Origin of the sequence: Citricoccus sp. (assembly GCF_032154715.1) — a bacterium.
Lineage (GTDB): Bacteria > Actinomycetota > Actinomycetes > Actinomycetales > Micrococcaceae > Citricoccus.
Genome location: NZ_JALDXU010000067.1, coordinates 1 through 17,487, shown reverse-complemented (window position 1 = coordinate 17,487; position 17,487 = coordinate 1). Strand labels below are relative to the sequence as shown.

General features: G+C 70.2%; 15 protein-coding genes. 6 read left to right on the top strand and 9 right to left on the bottom strand.

Translation table 11 applies throughout. The features are described 5' to 3' along the window. Window positions 1–76: 76 nt before the first annotated feature. Complete coding sequence (locus tag RUH65_RS11355; RefSeq protein ID WP_313817538.1) at window positions 77–688, bottom strand: TetR/AcrR family transcriptional regulator; 612 nt, start codon at window positions 686–688, stop codon at window positions 77–79. Between the two features lie 138 nt (window positions 689–826). On the opposite strand from RUH65_RS11355, the gene RUH65_RS11350 reads away from it, so the two are divergent. Beyond that, window positions 827–1,477, top strand: coding sequence for a hypothetical protein (locus RUH65_RS11350; protein ID WP_313817537.1), 651 nt, complete (start codon window positions 827–829; stop codon window positions 1,475–1,477). A gap of 10 nt (window positions 1,478–1,487) precedes the next feature. Here RUH65_RS11350 and RUH65_RS11345 read toward each other — a convergent pair whose 3' ends face one another. Continuing rightward, window positions 1,488–2,021 carry a septum formation family protein gene (locus RUH65_RS11345; RefSeq protein ID WP_313817536.1) on the bottom strand — a complete coding sequence of 178 codons (534 nt, stop codon included), beginning with the start codon at window positions 2,019–2,021 and terminating at the stop codon, window positions 1,488–1,490. A gap of 109 nt (window positions 2,022–2,130) precedes the next feature. On the opposite strand from RUH65_RS11345, the gene RUH65_RS11340 reads away from it, so the two are divergent. Then, window positions 2,131–2,721 carry a dihydrofolate reductase family protein gene (locus RUH65_RS11340; RefSeq protein ID WP_313817535.1) on the top strand — a complete coding sequence of 197 codons (591 nt, stop codon included), beginning with the start codon at window positions 2,131–2,133 and terminating at the stop codon, window positions 2,719–2,721. Window positions 2,722–2,790: 69 nt separating this feature from the next. On the opposite strand, the gene RUH65_RS11335 is transcribed toward RUH65_RS11340, so the two are convergent. The 4 genes from RUH65_RS11335 to purB form a co-directional block, all read right to left on the bottom strand. Further along, window positions 2,791–3,663 (bottom strand): methylenetetrahydrofolate reductase, encoded by an 873-nt coding sequence (locus RUH65_RS11335; RefSeq protein WP_313817534.1) that lies wholly within the window; start codon window positions 3,661–3,663, stop codon window positions 2,791–2,793. 208 nt (window positions 3,664–3,871) lie between these two features. Beyond that, window positions 3,872–4,525, bottom strand: a complete 654-nt coding sequence (locus tag RUH65_RS11330) for a trimeric intracellular cation channel family protein (protein ID WP_313817533.1) — start codon at window positions 4,523–4,525, stop codon at window positions 3,872–3,874. Window positions 4,526–4,668: 143 nt separating this feature from the next. Next, the gene (locus RUH65_RS11325; RefSeq protein WP_313817531.1) at window positions 4,669–5,970 is read right to left on the bottom strand and encodes an acyltransferase; all 1,302 of its coding nucleotides are present in this window, start codon (window positions 5,968–5,970) and stop codon (window positions 4,669–4,671) included. 142 nt (window positions 5,971–6,112) lie between these two features. Next, window positions 6,113–7,609: an adenylosuccinate lyase gene (gene purB, locus RUH65_RS11320; protein WP_313817530.1), complete on the bottom strand. Its 1,497-nt coding sequence runs from the start codon at window positions 7,607–7,609 to the stop codon at window positions 6,113–6,115. 170 nt (window positions 7,610–7,779) lie between these two features. Here purB and RUH65_RS11315 point away from each other — a divergent pair, with 170 nt between their 5' ends. Next, complete coding sequence (locus tag RUH65_RS11315; protein ID WP_313817529.1) at window positions 7,780–9,333, top strand: GMC family oxidoreductase N-terminal domain-containing protein; 1,554 nt, start codon at window positions 7,780–7,782, stop codon at window positions 9,331–9,333. A 13-nt stretch (window positions 9,334–9,346) separates the two neighbouring features. Here RUH65_RS11315 and RUH65_RS11310 read toward each other — a convergent pair whose 3' ends face one another. The 3 genes from RUH65_RS11310 to RUH65_RS11300 form a co-directional block, all read right to left on the bottom strand. Continuing rightward, complete coding sequence (locus RUH65_RS11310) at window positions 9,347–11,095, bottom strand: amidohydrolase (RefSeq protein ID WP_313817528.1); 1,749 nt, start codon at window positions 11,093–11,095, stop codon at window positions 9,347–9,349. 80 nt (window positions 11,096–11,175) lie between these two features. Next, on the bottom strand, window positions 11,176–11,712 hold the full coding sequence (locus tag RUH65_RS11305; RefSeq protein ID WP_313817527.1) for a hypothetical protein: 537 nt from the start codon (window positions 11,710–11,712) through the stop codon (window positions 11,176–11,178). A 115-nt stretch (window positions 11,713–11,827) separates the two neighbouring features. After that, the gene (locus RUH65_RS11300; RefSeq protein ID WP_313817526.1) at window positions 11,828–13,843 is read right to left on the bottom strand and encodes a primary-amine oxidase; all 2,016 of its coding nucleotides are present in this window, start codon (window positions 13,841–13,843) and stop codon (window positions 11,828–11,830) included. Between the two features lie 180 nt (window positions 13,844–14,023). Between RUH65_RS11300 and RUH65_RS11295 the strand changes: the two genes are divergently transcribed. From RUH65_RS11295 to RUH65_RS11285, 3 genes are all read left to right on the top strand, one after another. Next, window positions 14,024–14,692 (top strand): TetR/AcrR family transcriptional regulator, encoded by a 669-nt coding sequence (locus RUH65_RS11295; protein ID WP_313817525.1) that lies wholly within the window; start codon window positions 14,024–14,026, stop codon window positions 14,690–14,692. A 223-nt stretch (window positions 14,693–14,915) separates the two neighbouring features. Then, a complete protein-coding gene (locus tag RUH65_RS11290) occupies window positions 14,916–15,848 on the top strand; it encodes a helix-turn-helix domain-containing protein (RefSeq protein ID WP_313817524.1) in 933 nt (310 codons plus the stop codon). Window positions 15,849–16,025: 177 nt separating this feature from the next. After that, a partial coding sequence (locus RUH65_RS11285) for an APC family permease (RefSeq protein ID WP_313817523.1) occupies window positions 16,026–17,487 on the top strand: 1,462 nt, incomplete at its 3' end.

Sequence of the window (17,487 nt, the reverse complement as noted above, 5' to 3'; positions counted from 1 at the left end):
CGCAGGTGGGGCGCCGCCGTTGTTTTGGCGTTGGGCGGGTCAGGCCGCGCCGCCGTCGTCTCTGGCGTCCTGTGGGTCAGGAGGGCGGCGAGGCGAGCACCGCATCCACGGCCAGATACAGGGTGGCGGTCTCCTCGGCCAGGAGGGAGTCCTCCGCCGGCAGCGCGCGCTCGATCGAGAGGCCGTTGACCACGGTCATCAGAAACCGGGCGCGGGCCGAAGGGTCGCCGGCGGGCATGACGCCCTCCTCCGCCAGGACGGAGAGCCAGTACTCCACACGGTGCTGTGCCTCCCGCCAGAGGGCCTGGTAGGCCGAGTCGGATTCGTCGGTCGGATCCGGCTCGATGAACGTGCGGAAGACGATGGCCCAGCCGTCCCGGGCCTCCTGACCGACGCCGGCCGGTGCCAGGATGTTCCGCAGGCAGCCGACGAGGCGGTCCCGGGCCGGTAGCGAGCGGTCTCTGATCCGGTCGTCCGGCGCCACCACCTCGTAGATGGTCTGCAGGACCGTGTCCTGGAGTTCGCGCTGGGTCGGGAAGTGGTAGCGGAGCGAGCCGGTGCTGATGCCGGCCCGTGCGGCCACGGCGCGCACGCTCAACCGGGCACGCGGGTCCTCGGAGACCATCTCCGCGGCCGCGATGATGATCCTCTCGCGGGTGCCGATGTCTGCTGTGTCCTTCGATGCCATCGGCCTATTCTCGCACTCTTCCCACACGCTGTGCTACGGTTTCAGCGCAGGACTAACACGCTGTGCTACAAACGTGGTGCAGGGGACGCGGGATCGTCATCGGCACGACGGCGGCCCGGCATCGGAGGAGGGCAAGGCATGTTCCAGGACTGGCGGCGGGATCGCCTGACCAAGCGAGTGAAACCAGGCGACGGGCGTCCCCTGAAACGCTTTCGCTGGTGGCAGCTGCTCAGTCGCGGCCTCATGCACCTGCGGGCCCCCGGCGAGAACGGCCGGCCGATGGACTATGCCGTGAGCGTCGGCTATCTCGGCGATGCGAAGACCGGCGAGGTCATGGCCCGTCTCTACCTCGACGGCCGGCTCCACGCCGAGGCCAAGACGCCCGCCGTGTTCCCCGTCCCCGGTGGGGTCATTGAGGTGGCCACGAGTGCTTTCGGGCTCAAGCGTTGCCACTACGTCACCGAGGAGGGCGCCCGCCAGTTGGTCCCGGATTCTCGTTCGGCCGAGGGGCGCCGCGCGCGCTTCGATAGGTCGCACCCGGTGTGGAGCCGCTGGATCGGCGTGATCTCCCTGATCCTGATCGGCATCGGGGTCGTCCTGGTCCTGCTGGAGCTGGCAGAGCAGCTGACCGCCATTCCGCCCGTGGCCGAGAGCATCGGGGCCTTCGTCTCGCCGGTGCACCTGCCGCTGTGGCTCACGATCGCGCTCGGGGCCGGAGCTGTGGCCGGCAGTACCGAGCGGGCGCTGCGACTGAGGTACCGGTGGTATCTGGATGGTGCGGCGGGCTGAGGCGCGCGCCCTATCCGGAGCCGGCTGCGGGGCTGGCCGCAGGGCCGGTCATCTGCGAGTCGATCATCCGGCCGCCGCTGTTGAGCTCCAGGGCACACTGCACCTGGCGGTCACCCTCGGACCAGGACCCCTCGGAGGGGGTGTACATGGTGTAGCCCAGATCGGACTGCGCCGGTTCGGTGCCGGTGAGGGACACGAACTGCTCGCGGCATCCCTCGTCCGACTGCTGGTGGACCGCGGCCTCGCCCGGCCAGGCCGGGTCATCCAGCTGGAACAGGGCGTACATCTCCAGATCGTGGGACACCTCGCACGGCACCACCGCCACCTCATACAGCCCCTCGGCGGCGGGCCGGTCGAAGCACTGGCCGGGGGAGAGCTGGAAGATGCTGGTCGCCTCCGCCGTGACGGCCGGTGTGGGGGTCGAGGCCCCCACCACCTCCTCGGTGCCTCCCGGACCGCCGCACCCGGCGACGCTCAGGAGAAGGCAGAGGGCCGTCATCGTGATCAGGGCCGGCCGGGCTGCGGAAGGGAGGGCGGCGCGCATGAGACCACTCTAGGAGCAACCCGCCGCCCCCGGCGCCTTGTGCCGGGACGGCCCGCGGACGGAATCTTGACCCCACCCGCTTCCCATCCGCACTGTGCAGGAGACCGCCATGACCGCCACGTACACCTGGGACATCTTCGCCAGCCTGGACGGCTACGGCTCCTACGGCCCGCCAGGGGACTGGGGCGGATATTGGGGACAGCAGGGTCCCGAACTGCTGGAGCGCCGGCTCGCCTCCTTCGCGCCGGAACAGCGGATGGTCTTCGGCGCCACGACGTTCCGGGAGTTCGTCGGGATGCTCTCGGCCGCCGGCCCGCAGGACGAGGTCCGCGATCCCTGGGTGTCACGCATGGTCGACTGCCCCGCGTACGTCATCTCCTCGACCCTTTCCGAACCGCTGGACTGGCCGCAGGCCACCCTCGTGCCCGAGGACGGGGTAGCGGCGGTCGCCCGGCTCAAGGGGGAGTCCGAGGTGCCACTGCGCTCCCACGGCAGCCTGTCCCTGAATTGGGCGCTGTTGGCCGCCGGACTGGTGGATCGGCTGCAGGTCACCGTCTACCCCGTGCTGACGGCCGAGTCGGGGACGGCGCCGGTGTTCGCCGGAGCCGGCGACCTCGACCTCGAGCTGCTCGAGGCGCGGACCCTGGACAGCCGCACCCAGGAGCTCGTCTACCGCCCGAGCCTGCACCGTCCCGCCTGAGCGGTCCGGGGGTGCCCCCGCCGGCGCTGTGCGGGCAGAGTTCACTGGGGATCTCTGCCCGCACAGCTGTCAGTGCTTCGCCTGGTACTCCTTGATCCACTCGGCGGTCGTCTTTGTTCCGCCGAAGGTGTAGAAGTGCAGCTTGACGTCGCCCTCGGCCGGGGTCAGGCCGGCGTCGAGGTCCTGGATCATCTTGTCCGGGCCGGCGGTGCCGAGCAGGTTGGTGATGGAGAAGCCGTACTTCTTGGCGATGCCCGCGGAGGTGGCGACGCCGAAGCGGGAGGCGTAGGTCAGCAGGCGCTTGATGCCGGCCGGGCCGGGGACGCCGATGCGGATCGGCAGGTCGATGCCGCGGCGGCGGACCTCCTTGACCCAGGCCAGCACCGGGTCCACGTCGAAGCCGAACTGGGTGAGGATGGTGCCGTTGAGGCCCTGCTCCTGCAGGGAGGCGTACTTGCGCTCGAGGGCGTCCCAGAGCTGGGCGTCGGAGATGTCCGGGTGGCCCTCGGGGTAGCCAGCGATCGAGATGTCCGTGAAGCCGTACTCCTTGAGCAGGCCGGAGGTGATCAGGTCCACCGAGGCGCCGTAGGGGCCCATCGGCTCCGAGGGGTCGCCGCCGACGGCGAAGGCGTGGGTGGCACCGACCTGGTCCCGCAGCGCGGTGAGGAACTCCACCAGCTCGGCCTCGGAGGTCAGGCGGCGGGCCGAGATGTGCGGGACCGGGACGTAGCCCAACTCCTTGGCGGCGGTGGAGGCCTTGACGCGCATGCCGAGGTCCTCGTTGCCCAGGAATGTCACGTTGATGCGGGTGCCGGCCGGGATCAGCGGGGCCGCCTCGCGCAGGGCGTCGATGTCCTTGTCCTTGCCGGTCATCTCCAGGGACGGATCGGTGATGACGGAGGGGCGGCCGGAGGCGGTGGGGGTGGGGTTCGGGGAGCTCATGCGGATCCTTCGGATGTTCGGGGGCCGTGGCCCGTGCGGTCCGGTTGCTCCCGGAGGACGGGCCCGACGTCGGCCGGGCTGGCTTGGTGCCGCGTGACCGGTTCCGCTGTGGTCCCGGTCACGCTGACGGAATCGAGCCTAGTATAACTATCTCCATAGGTATAGGGATGTTGATCGAAGGTTACCTGCCGACGTTGCTCACGCCGGTTCAGGACCCGGTGCTGCGAGCGGCGTTGGGGGCCACCCACCGGCGGCGCAACGAGATCACACGGAACGCGAACACGGCCCCCATCACCAGGGCGGCCGTCAGCCAGTTGAAGATATCCAGCGTCCACAGCAGCGAACTCAGGCCGGCGCCGAACAGGGCCGGCACCGCGTAGAGGCCATGGCGGTTGAAGATCTCGGGGACCTCATTGGCCACCACATCCCGCAGCAGGCCGCCGACCACACCAGTGGCCACGCCCAGCAGGATGGCCATGGCCGGCTCGATCCCCGCGGCCAGCGCGGTGCGCGTGCCGGTGACACAGAAGAGGGCCAGGCCGGCCGCATCGAAGACGAGCAGCGTGCGGCGCAGGCGACCCTGGGTGATGAGCCGGAAGTACACGAGCGCCGCGGCCACGGCGGGCGGGATCAGGTACAACGGGTTGGCGAAGGCGTTGGGGACCCCGTCGTCGATGATGAGGTCCCGCACCACACCGCCGCCGAGCCCGGCCAGGAAGGCCAGGAACACCGAGCCGATGATGTCGAACTGCCGCCGGGCGGCCAGCAGGCAGCCGGAGACGGCGAAGAAGAACACGCCCGACAGGTCAAGTATCAACAGCAGCGAATCGAGATAGGCCGGCGCCTCGGGGGCCTCGATCATGCCCGTCCCTCCTTTGACGTCTGTAGTGTGCCGCGGGCGGGGTGCTGTCACTCGGACCGTCGGTGACCGTTGAGAGGGGCAGGCGTGCAGGACACCCGAGACCCCCGTTCACCCTCAGGATAGGCGCATCCGCCACCGCCCTCCTACCGGCGGATCCGGCGGAGGGCCACGATGAGCAGGCCGACCGCGGCCGTGGCGGACGGCACCGTGGTGCCGGCCACCAGCAGGAGGGCCACGGACGCGAGTCCGGCCAGGACGGCTTGCACCGCGCGGGCACCCGAGGCCGTGGGCGGCGGCATCCGGCGTTGCTCGTTGGCCGCCAGGGCCCACGCTGCCGCGGTGGTGAGAACGGCGGCGATGACCAGCCACAGCGGGCGGGTGAGCCACCAGGCGGCGCTGGAGGGTTCGGGCAGTACCACGCCCGTGCCCATCGCCACCCATGCCGTGGAGCCGGCCATGACCAGCAGCACGGGCATGTGCCAGAGGTAGATGGTCATGGTGCGCGGCGTGATGAAATCCGTGACCGCAGCGATACGGGGGCGGGTGCTGAGACGCGTCACCGTGGGGCGGACGAGGGAGAGCAGGGCGGTCTGAGCCACGCCGACCAGGAGGAGGGCCGGCGTCGGTGGATTCAGGTTCTCGATGAGGTCCGGCGAGAAGATCCCGGTGATGAAGAACCCGGTCAGTAGCGTGATGGCGCCCATGCCGGCGACAACCAGGGTGCGGCGGCCCAGGGCGTCCAGGCGCCCGTCGGCCAGGAAGAACCCCAGTTGCTGCAGGGTGAGCCAGACGAAGGCGAGATTGAGGAACCCGATTTCCTCCAGGCCGGTGGCCGTGCGCAGCACCTCGACGGCCACTGCGGCTGCGGTGAGCCCGAGGATGCTGCCCAGTGGGGCGCGGTCGTGGGCGGTGACCAGGGCGGGCAACAGCGCTTGGCAGACCAGGAAGACCGCAAGGAACCAGAGTGGTTGGCCATACCGGAATCCCGCTGTCAGCACCAGGTCGGCGGGGACGCCTCCGGCTGCGAGCATCGCCAGGCCGACCCCGGCCGCGCCGACCGAGAACACCGCCGGCAGGAGGAGCCGGTGCACGCGCCCTGCGAGGAAGTCCACGGACGTGCCGCCCCGGTGCCTGAGGCGGCGATAGGCGATCGAACCGGCGAAACCGCCGACCACGAAGAACAGCGGCATCACCTGAACGACCCAGGTCAGGGGTGCGAACCACGCCGCGCCCTCGGCCGTGTTGACGAATTCAGGGCCCGCCCCGCCCACCGTGACACCGGCCATCAGTGCGTGCAGCAGCACCACCACCACCACGCAGAACGCCCGCACCAGGTCGATGCCGGTATCGCGACCGGTCGGCGGGGTCGCCTCGGCCGTGTGCCCGAGGTGCCGGGGCCGCTGTGCCGGGCCGTTGATCAGAGTGAGGTCGTTGTTGAGGTTCACCCTGTGAAGGTAGGGACGCGGCCGCACCGGCCACATCACCCACAGGTATCGACCGGCCCCCTACCGGGGAGGGGCCGGAGGCCGGACCGCTGGCACCCCAGGACCTGATTCGTCCGGGTGCCGGGTCCGTGCCGGCACCCGGTCAGATCCCGCGGGCCAACTCCTCGGCCAGGCCGATGTAGGAGGCGGGGGTGAGGGCGATGAGGCGAGCCTCGGCGTCGGGCTCCAGGCCCAGGCCCTGGACGAACTCGCGCATCCGCTCCCCGTCCACGCGGCGGCCGCGGGTGAGCTCCTTGAGGCGCTCGTAGGGGTTGTCCATCCCCTCCACGCCGGCGATCGCCTGCGCGCGCATGACCGTCTGCACGGCCTCGCCGAGGACCTCCCAGTTGTGGTCCAGGTCCTCCGCCAGCACGGCGTCGGCGACCTTGAGCTGGCCCATGCCCTTGGTGACGTTGGACAGGGCGAGCACCGAGTGGCCCAGGGCATTGCCGATGTTGCGCTGGGACGTGGAGTCGGTCAGGTCGCGCTGCCAGCGGGACTCCACGAGCGTGGCGCCGAGGGAGTCGAGCAGGGCATTGGACAGCTCGAGATTGGACTCGGCGTTCTCGAAGCGGATCGGGTTGACCTTGTGCGGCATGGTCGAGGAACCCGTGGCACCGGCCACCGGGATCTGCGCGAAGTAGCCGATGGAGATGTAGCTCCACACGTCCACGCAGAAACCGTGCAGGATGCGGTTGAAGCGCGCGATGTCCGCGTACAGCTCGGCCTGCCAGTCATGCGACTCGATCTGCGTGGTCAGCGGGTTCCAGGTCAGGCCGAGGTGCTCCACGAAGGTGTGGGAGATGTCCTGCCAGTCGGCGTCCGGGACGGCGGACAGGTGGGCGGCGTACGTGCCGGTGGCGCCGTTGATCTTGCCCAGGTACTCCTGGCGCTCGATCCGCGTCACCTGGCGGTCCAGACGGTGCACGAACACCGCCATCTCCTTGCCCAGGGTGGTCGGCGTGGCCGGCTGCCCGTGGGTGCGGGAGAGCATCGGAGTGCCGGCGGCGGCCTCGGCCATCTGGCGGAGGGTCCCGACGGCGGCCCGCGCGGCCGGCAGCCATACCTCGAGGATCGCGTCGCGCACGCCCACGGCGTAGGACAGGTTGTTGATGTCCTCGGAGGTGCAGGCGAAGTGGACCAGCGGGGTGAGGTGTTCCAGCTTCAGGTCCGGCAGCCGGCGGCCGATGTAGTACTCCACGGCCTTGACGTCGTGGACCGTCTCCTTCTCGATGGCCGCCAGCTCGGCGACGCCGTCCCGGCCGAAGCTGGTGACGATCCGGCGCAGGCCCGCCTCCTGTGCCTCGTGCAGCGGCGTGAGCCCGGGCAGCACCTGGTGGCGCGCGAGGTGGATGAACCACTCGACCTCCACGTGCAGGCGGTTGCGGTTCAGGGCGGCCTCGGAGAGGTGCTCGACCAATCCCTCCACCGCGGAGCGATAGCGGCCGTCCAGCGGACCCAGCGGGATGCCGGCGTCAGCCAGGGACCTGCGCCCTCCGGCGATGAAGCCGAAAGACGATGACGAGTCCGCGACAGACGGGCTCTGGGCTGAAGCGGGCTGGGCGGAGGAGGCCGACTGCGGCGCGGAAGACTCAGGCATGCGGCCATTCTTCCATCCCTGGGTTGTACGCCCGGTTCTGTGCCGGGCCGGCGTTGTGCGCGGATCGTCAGCCCTCGTGCACGGAGCGTCAATCACTCCGTGGTGGCCATCCCCTACGGTGACGGCTATCACCCTGCCCGACCCTGCCTGATGTCGAATGGAGTCCACCCATGCCCGAGAGCACCACCGCGCCAGCCACCACCGACTTCCTGGTGATCGGAGCCGGATCGGCGGGCTGCGTCCTCACCCGCCGCCTGCTCGACGCCGGACACTCCGTCACGCTGGTGGAGGCTGGAGAGCATGACCTCAATCCGGACATCGACGACGTCTTTCGGCTGGGGTTCCTCTGGGGCTCGGACGTGGACTGGAACTACTTCACGGAGCCGCAGGCCGAGCTGAACGGCCGCCGGGTGCACCTGCCCCGCGGCAAGGTGCTGGGCGGATCCCACGCCCTCAACGCCACCATCTGGGTCCGCGGGGATCGGCGGGACTTCGATGCCTGGGCCCAGGATGGCTGCACGGGCTGGTCCTGGGACGAGGTCCTGCCGTATTTCCAGGCCATCGAGGCCTACCGCGACGGGGACGCGCGGACCCGCGGCCACGATGGGCCCCTCGACGTCACCACCGAGTATCCCCGCCACCCGATCCAACAGGCCATGTACGACGCCACGGTCCAGGAGGGCGTGCCGGAGAACCCGGATTACAACGCGGGCTCCGTTGAGGGCGTGGGCTGGATGCAGCTGAACCTGCGGGACAACGTCCGGTTCAACACGTGGCGGGCCTACCTCAAGCCGATCGCCGACCACCCTCGGTTGACACTGGTCACCGGCGCCCGGGCACACCGTTTGGTGCTCGACGACGGAGCCGTGACCGGCGTCGAACTCAGCCGCGACGGTGAGAAGGCCGTCTACTCCGCGCGGGAAGTCGTCCTCACCGCCGGGGCCATCGGCTCGGCCGAGCTGCTCCTGCGCTCGGGGGTCGGTCCGGCCGCCCATTTGCGCGAGGTGGGCGTGGAGGTGGAACTGGACCTGCCCGGCGTCGGGCAGAACCTTCACGATCACCTGCTGGTACCGGTGGTGTGCACCACCGGGGAGCCTCTGCCCGCACCCGAGGTGGCGGCGGCGCAGGTGCACTACTGGGCGAAATCCAGCGAGGACAGCCCCATGCCGGACACCCAGCCGATCTTCTTCTCCGTGCCGATGTACACGAACACGGCCGGGGAACTCATGGAAGGCCCCGAGGAGGGATTCTCCCTGCTCGCGGGCATGGTGCGGCCGGACTCCCGCGGGTCCCTGACCCTGTCCGGGCCCGGCGCCGATGATCCGGTCAGGATCGACCTCGGCGCCTACACCGAGCGTGCCGACCTCGAGGCCATGCTTTTCTCAGTGCGCCAATGCCGGTCGATCGCCCGCCGGCCGGCCCTCGCCGCCTGGGGCGCGGCGGAGATCTTCCCCGGTCCCGGCGTCGGGGACTCCGACGAGGAACTGGTGGAGTACATCCGCAACACGACGACCACGTATCACCACCAGGTCGGCACGTGCGCCATGGGCACCGGCGAGGAGGCGGTGGTGGATCCGGAGACGTTCCGCGTGCACGGACTACGGGGGATCCGGGTCGCCGACGCCTCGATCATGCCGCAGGTGACCACCGGCAACACGAACGCCCCCGCCGTCCTCATCGGAGAGAAGGCCGCCGCGGCGATCACCGGCGTCACCCCGTTCTGACCCCGCCGGAAGATCAGGCCGACCCCGCGGCCGCTGCGGCGGCCGTGTACACCGTTCGGCCGGCAAACCAGGTCTGCAGCACCCGCGTGTGATGGATCTGCTTCGGATCCACGGCGAAGACATCCTGGTCCACCAGGATGAAGTCGGCCGAGAGCCCCGGCGCCAGACGCCCGGTGACGTCCCCCAGGCCCATGGCGCGTGCCGGCTCCCGGGTGAACGCCGCAACGGCCTCCTCCACGCTCAAGGCCTGACCGGCGTTGAGCGCCCCCGGCCGGGACCCGTCGGGGCTGCGCCGCGTGACCATCGTCTGCAGCCCCACCCATGGATCCGGGCTGGGCAGGGCGCAGGGCCAGTCCGATCCGGCGGCCACCACGGCTCCGGAGTCCACCAGGTCCCGCATCGGCCAGCTGTCCTCGAACACCTCCGCCGTGACCTGCTGGGCGATCGAGGACTGGATGACGGAGGGGTACCAGATGTACGGCGAGGCGTCGGCGACCACGTCCAGGGCGGCGAAGCGCGGCAGGTCCTCGCGGGCGATGTATTCGGCGTGCGCCACGTGGAAGCGCGGTTCGCCGCCATGCAGGCTCCGGACGTGCTCGACGGCGTCCAGGGCCAATCGCACCGCGGCATCACCGGTGGCGTGCAACTTCGCTCCCAGTCCGCGGGCGACGGTGTCCGCGAGGGAAGCGCGCAGCTCCTCGGCATCCCAGATCAGGTGGCCCCGATCTTCACGCGAGTGCTGGTCGGTGCAGCAGCGGTACGGCGCCAGCATGGCCGAGGTGCGGGTCATCGGGACCCCGTCGAGGACGTACTTGGCGAAGTCCGGGCGGACATGCTCGCTGCGGTACTGGGCGGCAGCCTCGAACAACTCCGGACCCACCGGCCCGGGCTCCAGGAACGGCTGGGCCGGCATCGAGGTCACCACCCACGCCGTGAGTTCGCCGGCCTGATCCATCTGTTGCAGGGCGCGCAGGGTCGGTTCCATGGTCGCCGCCTCCTGCATGGACGTGATGCCGAAGGAGTGCGCAGCACCCAGGCCCTCCACGAGCGCGCGGCGCAGATAGGCCTCCAGGTCCTCGATCCCGTCGGCCACGGTGGCCTCGGCCACCTGCGAGGCCATCTCCCACAGCACGCCCGTCAATCGCCCGTCCTGGTCGCGGACGTAGGTGCCGTCCTGGGGATCGGCGGTGTCCGCCTCCACGCCCATGAGGGTGAGGGCCCGTGAGTTCACCCAGCGATTGTGCATGGAGTCGTCCCGGAGCATGACGGGGCGGCCGCCCGAGGCCTCGTCCAGGGCTGCGAGCATCTCAACGCTGGCGAGCGTGTCCATGATCGTGGACCCCACGATCCCGCCGACGATCCACTCGTCCGGCCCCCGGTCGGTGCTCCACGCGCGGACCTTGGCCAGGATCTGTTCGGCGGTGTCGGTCGGCAGCAGCGGCAGCTCCCAGGCCAGCTGGCGTCCGCCCAGGCCGAGATGGATGTGGACGTCGCAGAAGCCGGGCATGACGAGTGCGCCGTGGGCCTCGACACGATCGGCGTCCGCGCCGGCGGCGAGTTCCGCCTCTGCCACCGTGCCCACGGCCAGGATGCGCCCGTCCGCCACGGCCAGGGCATCCGCCCAAAGATGCTCGGGGTCGGCCGTGAAGATCCGCGCTCCCGTCAGCAGCAGAGGCCGCCCGGATGCTGGCCGGGACATCCCGTCCGGCCCAGAAGGAGGCTGGCCCGGAGCCTTATCGGGGGAGGGAGGGGTCGAGGTCATGGTCGGTTCCTTTCGACAAGGTGGAACAGGACAAGGTGGAACAGGTTGAGCAGACGGTTCGGGTGGTCGGTGGTCGGTGGTCACGTGTGGCCGCGGGCTGGCTGCGCGGGAGATGTAGCCGTCGAGAGCGCGGTGGTGGCGTCCAGGCGGCCCGCGCGCAGCGCCACGGCGCATGCGAAGCAGACCGCCAGCTCCAGCACCACCACCCAGAGCAGCGGCTCCGCCACCCCGCCGAAGCCGGCCTGGGTGGTGGCACCGGCACCGGGGGTGCCGGCCGGGGCGCCGAGGCCGGATGCGGGGGCGACGCCGGCCGGCTCGCCACCGTGCCGGTGGGCGCCGGAGCCCGGGAACCCGGTGAGCAGGGCGACGTGGAGCAGGGCCATGGCCTGGGCCATGATCCACAGATGGCGCAGGGACGCCGCTCCCGGCCCGGGCGCCCCCGCCGCCGAGCCCGGGACCCGGATGGACCGGACGGCTCTGATACCGCACCAGCAGCACCACAGCGCCATGGCCGCCATCAGCACCGTCAGGGCGGGGCCGTGGGCATGGGAGACCAGCATCCAGGCATGCAGGGGGACGGAACCGGTGGCCAGGGCGGCGGCCACCCAGGTCGCCACCCGGGCCGTTCTGGCTGATCTGGCGTCTCTGGCTGTCCGTGACGCCGCGACCGTGCGGACGCCCGGCCGTGAGGCGGCGCCCCGGTCCGTTGTCCCGGCTCCGGCGAGCCGGGACTCAGTGGGAGTGGCAGCCGCCATGGTCCTGGCTGTCCTGTGGGCCGCCGGACGGCTCGCTGCCGTCCCCCGGGACGCAGCAGTGGCCGGAGGCCGGTGCCGGGACGTCGAGCACGGGTGATCGGTCGAAGAAGCCCTCGGGGCGCAGCCGGAAGCCGACGTGATCGACGGGCATGATCGGCCAGTCCTCGGGCCGCGGGAAGTGGGTGAGTCCGAAGGTGTGCCAGACCACGATCCGCTCGCCGTCGATCGGTCGGTCCTGGGCGGTCCACTCCGGCAGGCCGCCGTCGCCGGCATGCTGGTTGGGGAAGTCGCCGGTGGGGTATCGCTCGTCCTCCGCGTACCGGGAGACCCAGAGCGCCTTCGAGGCGAACGTGGCCCGTCGATGGATGGACGAGCCTTCGGCCGCCAGCAGTGTCGGCTGACCCTCGGGGTGCAGCTTGTAGCCCACCGGGCGTCCCAACCGGTTGGTGGACTCGGGATTGGTCACCACCCAGGTACGCCCCACGGACATGTCGGCGTCCCGGATGGCCTGCTGCTCGGTGGCCAGGACCGTGTGCCGGCGCGTGAAGGCGTTGCCCCGGGGGTTCTGCTCCGAGACGGGCAGCCGGACGGCGTCCTCCTCCACCACGCGGCCCACGCCGCCGTCCAGGGCGAAGTCCAGGCGTGCGCTGAACAGGTGCTGGTGGAAGGGTGCCCCCAGGCCGGGAGCCAGCTCGGAGGCGTGGTCCGTGGGGCCGTCCGGGAGGGCCGAGGTGAACACGACGCCGGTGGCCTTGGCCTCGAACTCGATGGTGCCGTCCAGGTAGAGGTACCAGTAGAACCCGTAGTCGTAGTTGCCGACGGTGGTGAAGAAGGAGATCACCAGGCGGCGGTTGCGGCGCGTGTAGGCGACGCCGCTCCACAGGTCCGTGTGCTTGGAGAGGATGGACCAGTCCTCCTCATGCATGCAGATGCCGTTCTTGATCTGCCGGGGCTCGCCGGTGTTGTTGGCCACCCAGGGGGAGAGGTAGGTGATGTCCCCCAGGCAGTCACATCCCAGCTCGAGGGAGTTGGCCCACTGGCCCACCAGGTACTCGCCGGTGTCGAAGTAGTTCTGCCAGGACCGGATCGGCGACGGATCGCCGTAGGGCACCACCATCTCCGAGATGGCGGCCCGGTCCAGGACGGTGCGCCGGCGTTCACCGTCCTGGAAGGCGATGTTGTGCAGCACCAGGCCCTCCCGCATGTCGAATCCGACGTCCAGCGACCACTTCTCCCACTCCACATGGTTGCCGCCCGTCACCGTGAACGAGGGGCCCTCCGGCTGGGTGATCTCGATCGGCCTCTGCGAGGTGCGCACCGGGCCGGTCAACTCTGGATCGGTGTAGTTGCCGTGCTCGGCCGGGACCGGGACCACGCCCAGGTCGATGACCTGGTCCACGGAACGGTGGGCCACGTCCACGTAGCCGACCAGCCCGTCGATGGGGTGGGCCCAGGCGGAATCGGTCTCGTGCTGCTGGTGGAAGGCCAGTCCACGCAGGATGCGCCGACCGCTCTCTTCCGGGTACTCGAACACGCCGGCGGACAGCGGGGCCACGCGGACCTCGTCCACGGGGAGCCCACGCTTCTCCAGGGCGGCGAGCCACTGCGGATCCTGGGCGAGGACCGACTCGACCACCTCGAATTCCTCTTCCAGGACGGGCAACTCGCCCGTGGTGGCCGTGTCCAGCTCGAGGGCGGAATCGATGCGCCGATGGGTGGTGGACACCACGACATCCCGGGACGGGCCGCCCCCGGTGTCCAGCAGGAACACCCGGAACCGGCGGTCGAGTGGCGCGTCCGCCGCGGCGTCCCGGGCGGGTTCCATCAGGCCCAGGTAGGCCATGCGGACCGCAGCAGAGAAGAGGCCGCCTTCGGTCAGGATGTCCCGGACGGTGATGATCTCCTCGGGCGTCTGCAGGGCGAAGGCGTCCGAATCGGGCTCTGGTGGTGTCTCGGCGGGGAGGGAGCGGGCGCCGGAATCGGTGGCAGTCATGTCCGGTCCTTTCGGGGCTGGACGTCAACGGAGGGTCGACGGTGAGGGGCGGTGAGGAGATGGATGAGGGTGAGGGAGGGTGACTTGGCTCACCGTTTGGTTCTACAGTTGTAGAGAATAAACACCGGCGGCAGCGGTGGCAAGGGTCTGCTGCTCGTCACGGCGGGTCTCGGTGGCAGAATGTTCGAGTCGACGGTGGCGGCAGCACGGCTCGTGCGGTGGGGCCGCGGCACCAAAGCGGAAGGGGCGGCGATGCCGAAGGTGGTGGACCATCAGCAGCGCAAGCGGGAGCTGGTGGAGGCGACCTGGCGGATCATCGCCCGGCGGGGCCTTTCCGGGGCCACCATGCGCCAGATCGCAGCGGAGGCCGGTTTTGCCAATGGCTCCCTGAAGCCCTATTTCCCCACGAAGGCCGAGCTGATCGAGGCGACCTACGCCTTCGTCTTCGACCGGACCAATCGGCGAGTGGCGGTGGCCACGCGGGGCCTGGAGGGCCTGGCGGCCCTCGAGGGGTTCTGCCGCGAGGTCCTGCCGCTGGATGTGGACCGGCTGGACGAGGCCCGGGTGGTGATCTCCTTCTGGCAGGAGGCGGCACATGACCTGCGGGGCAGTGAACTCAACAACGCCTCCATGGCCCAATGGCGCCATTCGATGGTCACGTGGATGGGGCAGGCTCGCGAGGCCGGCGATCTCGACGCCTCGGTGGACATCCCCTCCAGTGGCGATGTGCTGCTGAACTTCATGCTCGGCAGCCAGATCTCCGCGGTCATCGACCGTGCTGCCACGAGCCCTGCCGACCTCGAGCGGCAGTTGACCGCCCAGCTGGGCCACTTGCGCGCGGGGCGCTGACGCTCTGGTCCGGGCCGGGTGACCTTGACGTCCCGCCTGGACCGCCGGGGGAGACTCGGTTTTCCTCCGCGTGGAGGGAAAACGGTGACGCGTGGCGCGATGACGCCTACAGTGGTCTGCAAGCGTGATCGGGACCACAATCCAGACGGTCGACTGGTGGCCGGTGGCCTTCCGCACCCGGGCCCGTCCCGGGCCACACGCGTCCGTCTCCAGGAGGTCCACCATGTACCAGCAGGACACGGCTGCCGACTTCGTCCGGTGGCGGCGGCTCATCTCTGACTCCTTCGTGCCGCTCGAGGCGGAGCAGGCGCGTCCCCGGAGGTTCTCCGGGCTGCTGGCGGGCCGGCACCTCCGGGAGCTGGCCATGATGCGGGTGACCGCCGGTCCCCACTCCGTGATCCGCACTCCGGAACTCATCGGGCGGTCCGGACCCGGGTACTACAAGCTCAATCTCCAGGTCAGCGGCCACGGCTTGCTGGTGCAGGACGGGCGGGAGACGCTCCTGCAGCCCGGAGACCTGGCGATCTACGACACGGAGCGGCCCTACTCGCTGTCCTTCGACGACGATTTCTCGACCCTCGTCCTGATGTTCCCTCGCCAGCTCACGGGGCTGTCCGCCGACGACGTCCGGGAGCTGACAGCTACCACCATGGGCGCCGGCCACCGCCTGGGCCAGGCGGTGGCCCCGTTCATCACCCAGATCGGGGCGATGCTGCCGACGCTGGACGGTCCGATCGGCCACCGGTTGGCACTGAACGTCGTGGATCTGCTGGCCACCGTCCTGGCTGACGAACTCTATTCGCGCCCGGGCGCCGAGGACACCCAGCAGGCTCGGCTGCTGCGCCGGGTCCACCATTTCATCGAGTCTCAGCTGGCCAATCCAGATCTGGGACCGGAGATGATCGCGGCCGCCCACTATCTGTCCACCCGCGCACTGCACCAGCTCTTCGCCCGGACGGACCACACCGTGGCCCGGTGGATCCGCGAGCGCCGGCTCGAGCACTGCCGCCGGGACCTGCAGGACCCCCTTCACCGGGACACGCCCGTCGGGGCGATCGGCGCCCGTTGGGGCCTGGCGGACCCGGCCCACTTCTCGCGGCTGTTCCGGACCGAGTACGGCAAGTCCCCGGCGCAGTACCGGCACGCGCACCGCTGAGGCCACGGCCGACGTCGTGCGCGGATCGTCAAGGGCCGTGCCCCCAGGGCCAAGCCGCCGGGCCCCCGGTGGGGCCAGTCTGGTGGCAATCCTCGCCGGAACCTGCACCCGGGCCCGGCGTGGACGGCCCACCGGCACCGGATCCCCCCACCGCCGGTCCTGACCCAGGAGACGACGATGTCCCACCCCACCACCACCCGGCACAGTGACCCGGGGACCACGCCGGGCACCGACCAGCCACCCCTGGCCAATGGCGGACGCCTGGGCGCGCGCCGGATCGGCATCCCCGCGCTGGTCTTCATGATCATCGCCGCCTCCGCCCCGCTGACCGTGGTGGCCGGAGGTGTGCCCAGCAACTTCGCGGTCACCTCGCTCGTCGGAATCCCGCTGTCCTTCATCGTGCTCGGCGTGGTGCTGGTGCTGTTCTCCATCGGCTATGCGGCGATGAGCCGGCATGTCCACAACGCCGGTGCCTTCTACGCCTACATCGCCAAAGGGCTCGGCAAGCCCGTGGGTGTGGGGGCATCGCTCGTGGCCGTCGTGGCCTACAACTGCATGCAGATCGGGATCGCCGGCATGTTCGGCTTCGCCCTGTCCTCCTTCCTGGCCGGAGTCGCCGGCCTCTCCGTGCCGTGGTGGGTATGCGCCCTCGCGGCATGGGTGGTGGTGGGCCTGATGGGCATCAACCGCGTGGACTTCTCCGCCAAGGTCCTCGGCATCGTCGTGGCCTTGGAATTCCTCGTGGTGATCATCTTCGACGTGATGTCCTTCGGCGCCGCTCCCGAGGGCGTGACGGCCGACGGCCTGGTGCCCGATCAACTGTTCGCCACCGGAGTCGGTGCGGCCCTCGCCTTCTCCATCGCCGCCTTCATGGGTTTCGAGTCCGGCGCCATCTACAACGAGGAGGTCAAGGACCCGCGCCGCACCGCGGGCATCGCCACGCTCATCGCCATCAGCGTCATCGCCCTGTTCTACGCGTTCTCCTCCTGGGCCATGGTGGTCGGAGAGGGCGCCTCGAACGTCATCGCCCGCTCCCAGGAGTTCGGGCCCGACCTCATGTTCGTCTTTCTCGCCGAGAACGCCGGCGAGTGGTTCGTGACCCTGGCGAACCTGATGTTCATCACCAGCCTGTTCGCCGCCCTCGTGGCCTTCCACAACATCGTGGCCCGGTACTTCTTCGCCCTGGGCCGCGAGCGCGTCCTGCCCGGCTGGCTGGAGCGGACGGGGCGCCGTTCGGGTGCCCCGGTGGCCGGCTCGCTGGCCCAGTCCGGCGTGGCCCTGGTGGTCATCCTCATCTTCGGCCTCGCCGGGGCCGGCTCCGATGATCCGCTCTTCCCGGTCCTGACGCTCTTCACCTGGTTGACCAATATGGGTGCCTTCGGACTGGTGCTGCTCATGGCGTTGACGTCCCTGGCCGTGCTCGGCTTCCTCCGCCGGTTCTCCGCGGAGTACTCGTTCTGGACGCGGGCCGTGGCGCCCGGCCTGGCGGCAGTGGGACTGATCATCCTGTTCGTGATGATCGTGGCGAACTTCAACGTGCTGATCGGCTCCGAGGGGTACAGCGTCCTGAGCTGGCTCCTGCCGGCCATCGTGCTGGTGCCCGGACTCCTGGGGACCCTCTGGGCGTGGGGGGGGGGGG

Coding starts and splice junctions, on each gene's coding strand:
- RUH65_RS11295 (WP_313817525.1), top strand. CDS start 14,024: ATGTTCGAGTCGACGGTGGCGGCAGCACGGCTCGTGCGGTGGGGCCGC.
- purB (WP_313817530.1), bottom strand. CDS start 7,609: ATGCCTGAGTCTTCCGCGCCGCAGTCGGCCTCCTCCGCCCAGCCCGCT.
- RUH65_RS11345 (WP_313817536.1), bottom strand. CDS start 2,021: ATGCGCGCCGCCCTCCCTTCCGCAGCCCGGCCGGCCCTGATCACGATG.
- RUH65_RS11340 (WP_313817535.1), top strand. CDS start 2,131: ATGACCGCCACGTACACCTGGGACATCTTCGCCAGCCTGGACGGCTAC.
- RUH65_RS11310 (WP_313817528.1), bottom strand. CDS start 11,095: ATGACCTCGACCCCTCCCTCCCCCGATAAGGCTCCGGGCCAGCCTCCT.
- RUH65_RS11315 (WP_313817529.1), top strand. CDS start 7,780: ATGCCCGAGAGCACCACCGCGCCAGCCACCACCGACTTCCTGGTGATC.
- RUH65_RS11300 (WP_313817526.1), bottom strand. CDS start 13,843: ATGACTGCCACCGATTCCGGCGCCCGCTCCCTCCCCGCCGAGACACCA.
- RUH65_RS11350 (WP_313817537.1), top strand. CDS start 827: ATGTTCCAGGACTGGCGGCGGGATCGCCTGACCAAGCGAGTGAAACCA.
- RUH65_RS11330 (WP_313817533.1), bottom strand. CDS start 4,525: ATGATCGAGGCCCCCGAGGCGCCGGCCTATCTCGATTCGCTGCTGTTG.
- RUH65_RS11335 (WP_313817534.1), bottom strand. CDS start 3,663: ATGAGCTCCCCGAACCCCACCCCCACCGCCTCCGGCCGCCCCTCCGTC.
- RUH65_RS11290 (WP_313817524.1), top strand. CDS start 14,916: ATGTACCAGCAGGACACGGCTGCCGACTTCGTCCGGTGGCGGCGGCTC.
- RUH65_RS11355 (WP_313817538.1), bottom strand. CDS start 688: ATGGCATCGAAGGACACAGCAGACATCGGCACCCGCGAGAGGATCATC.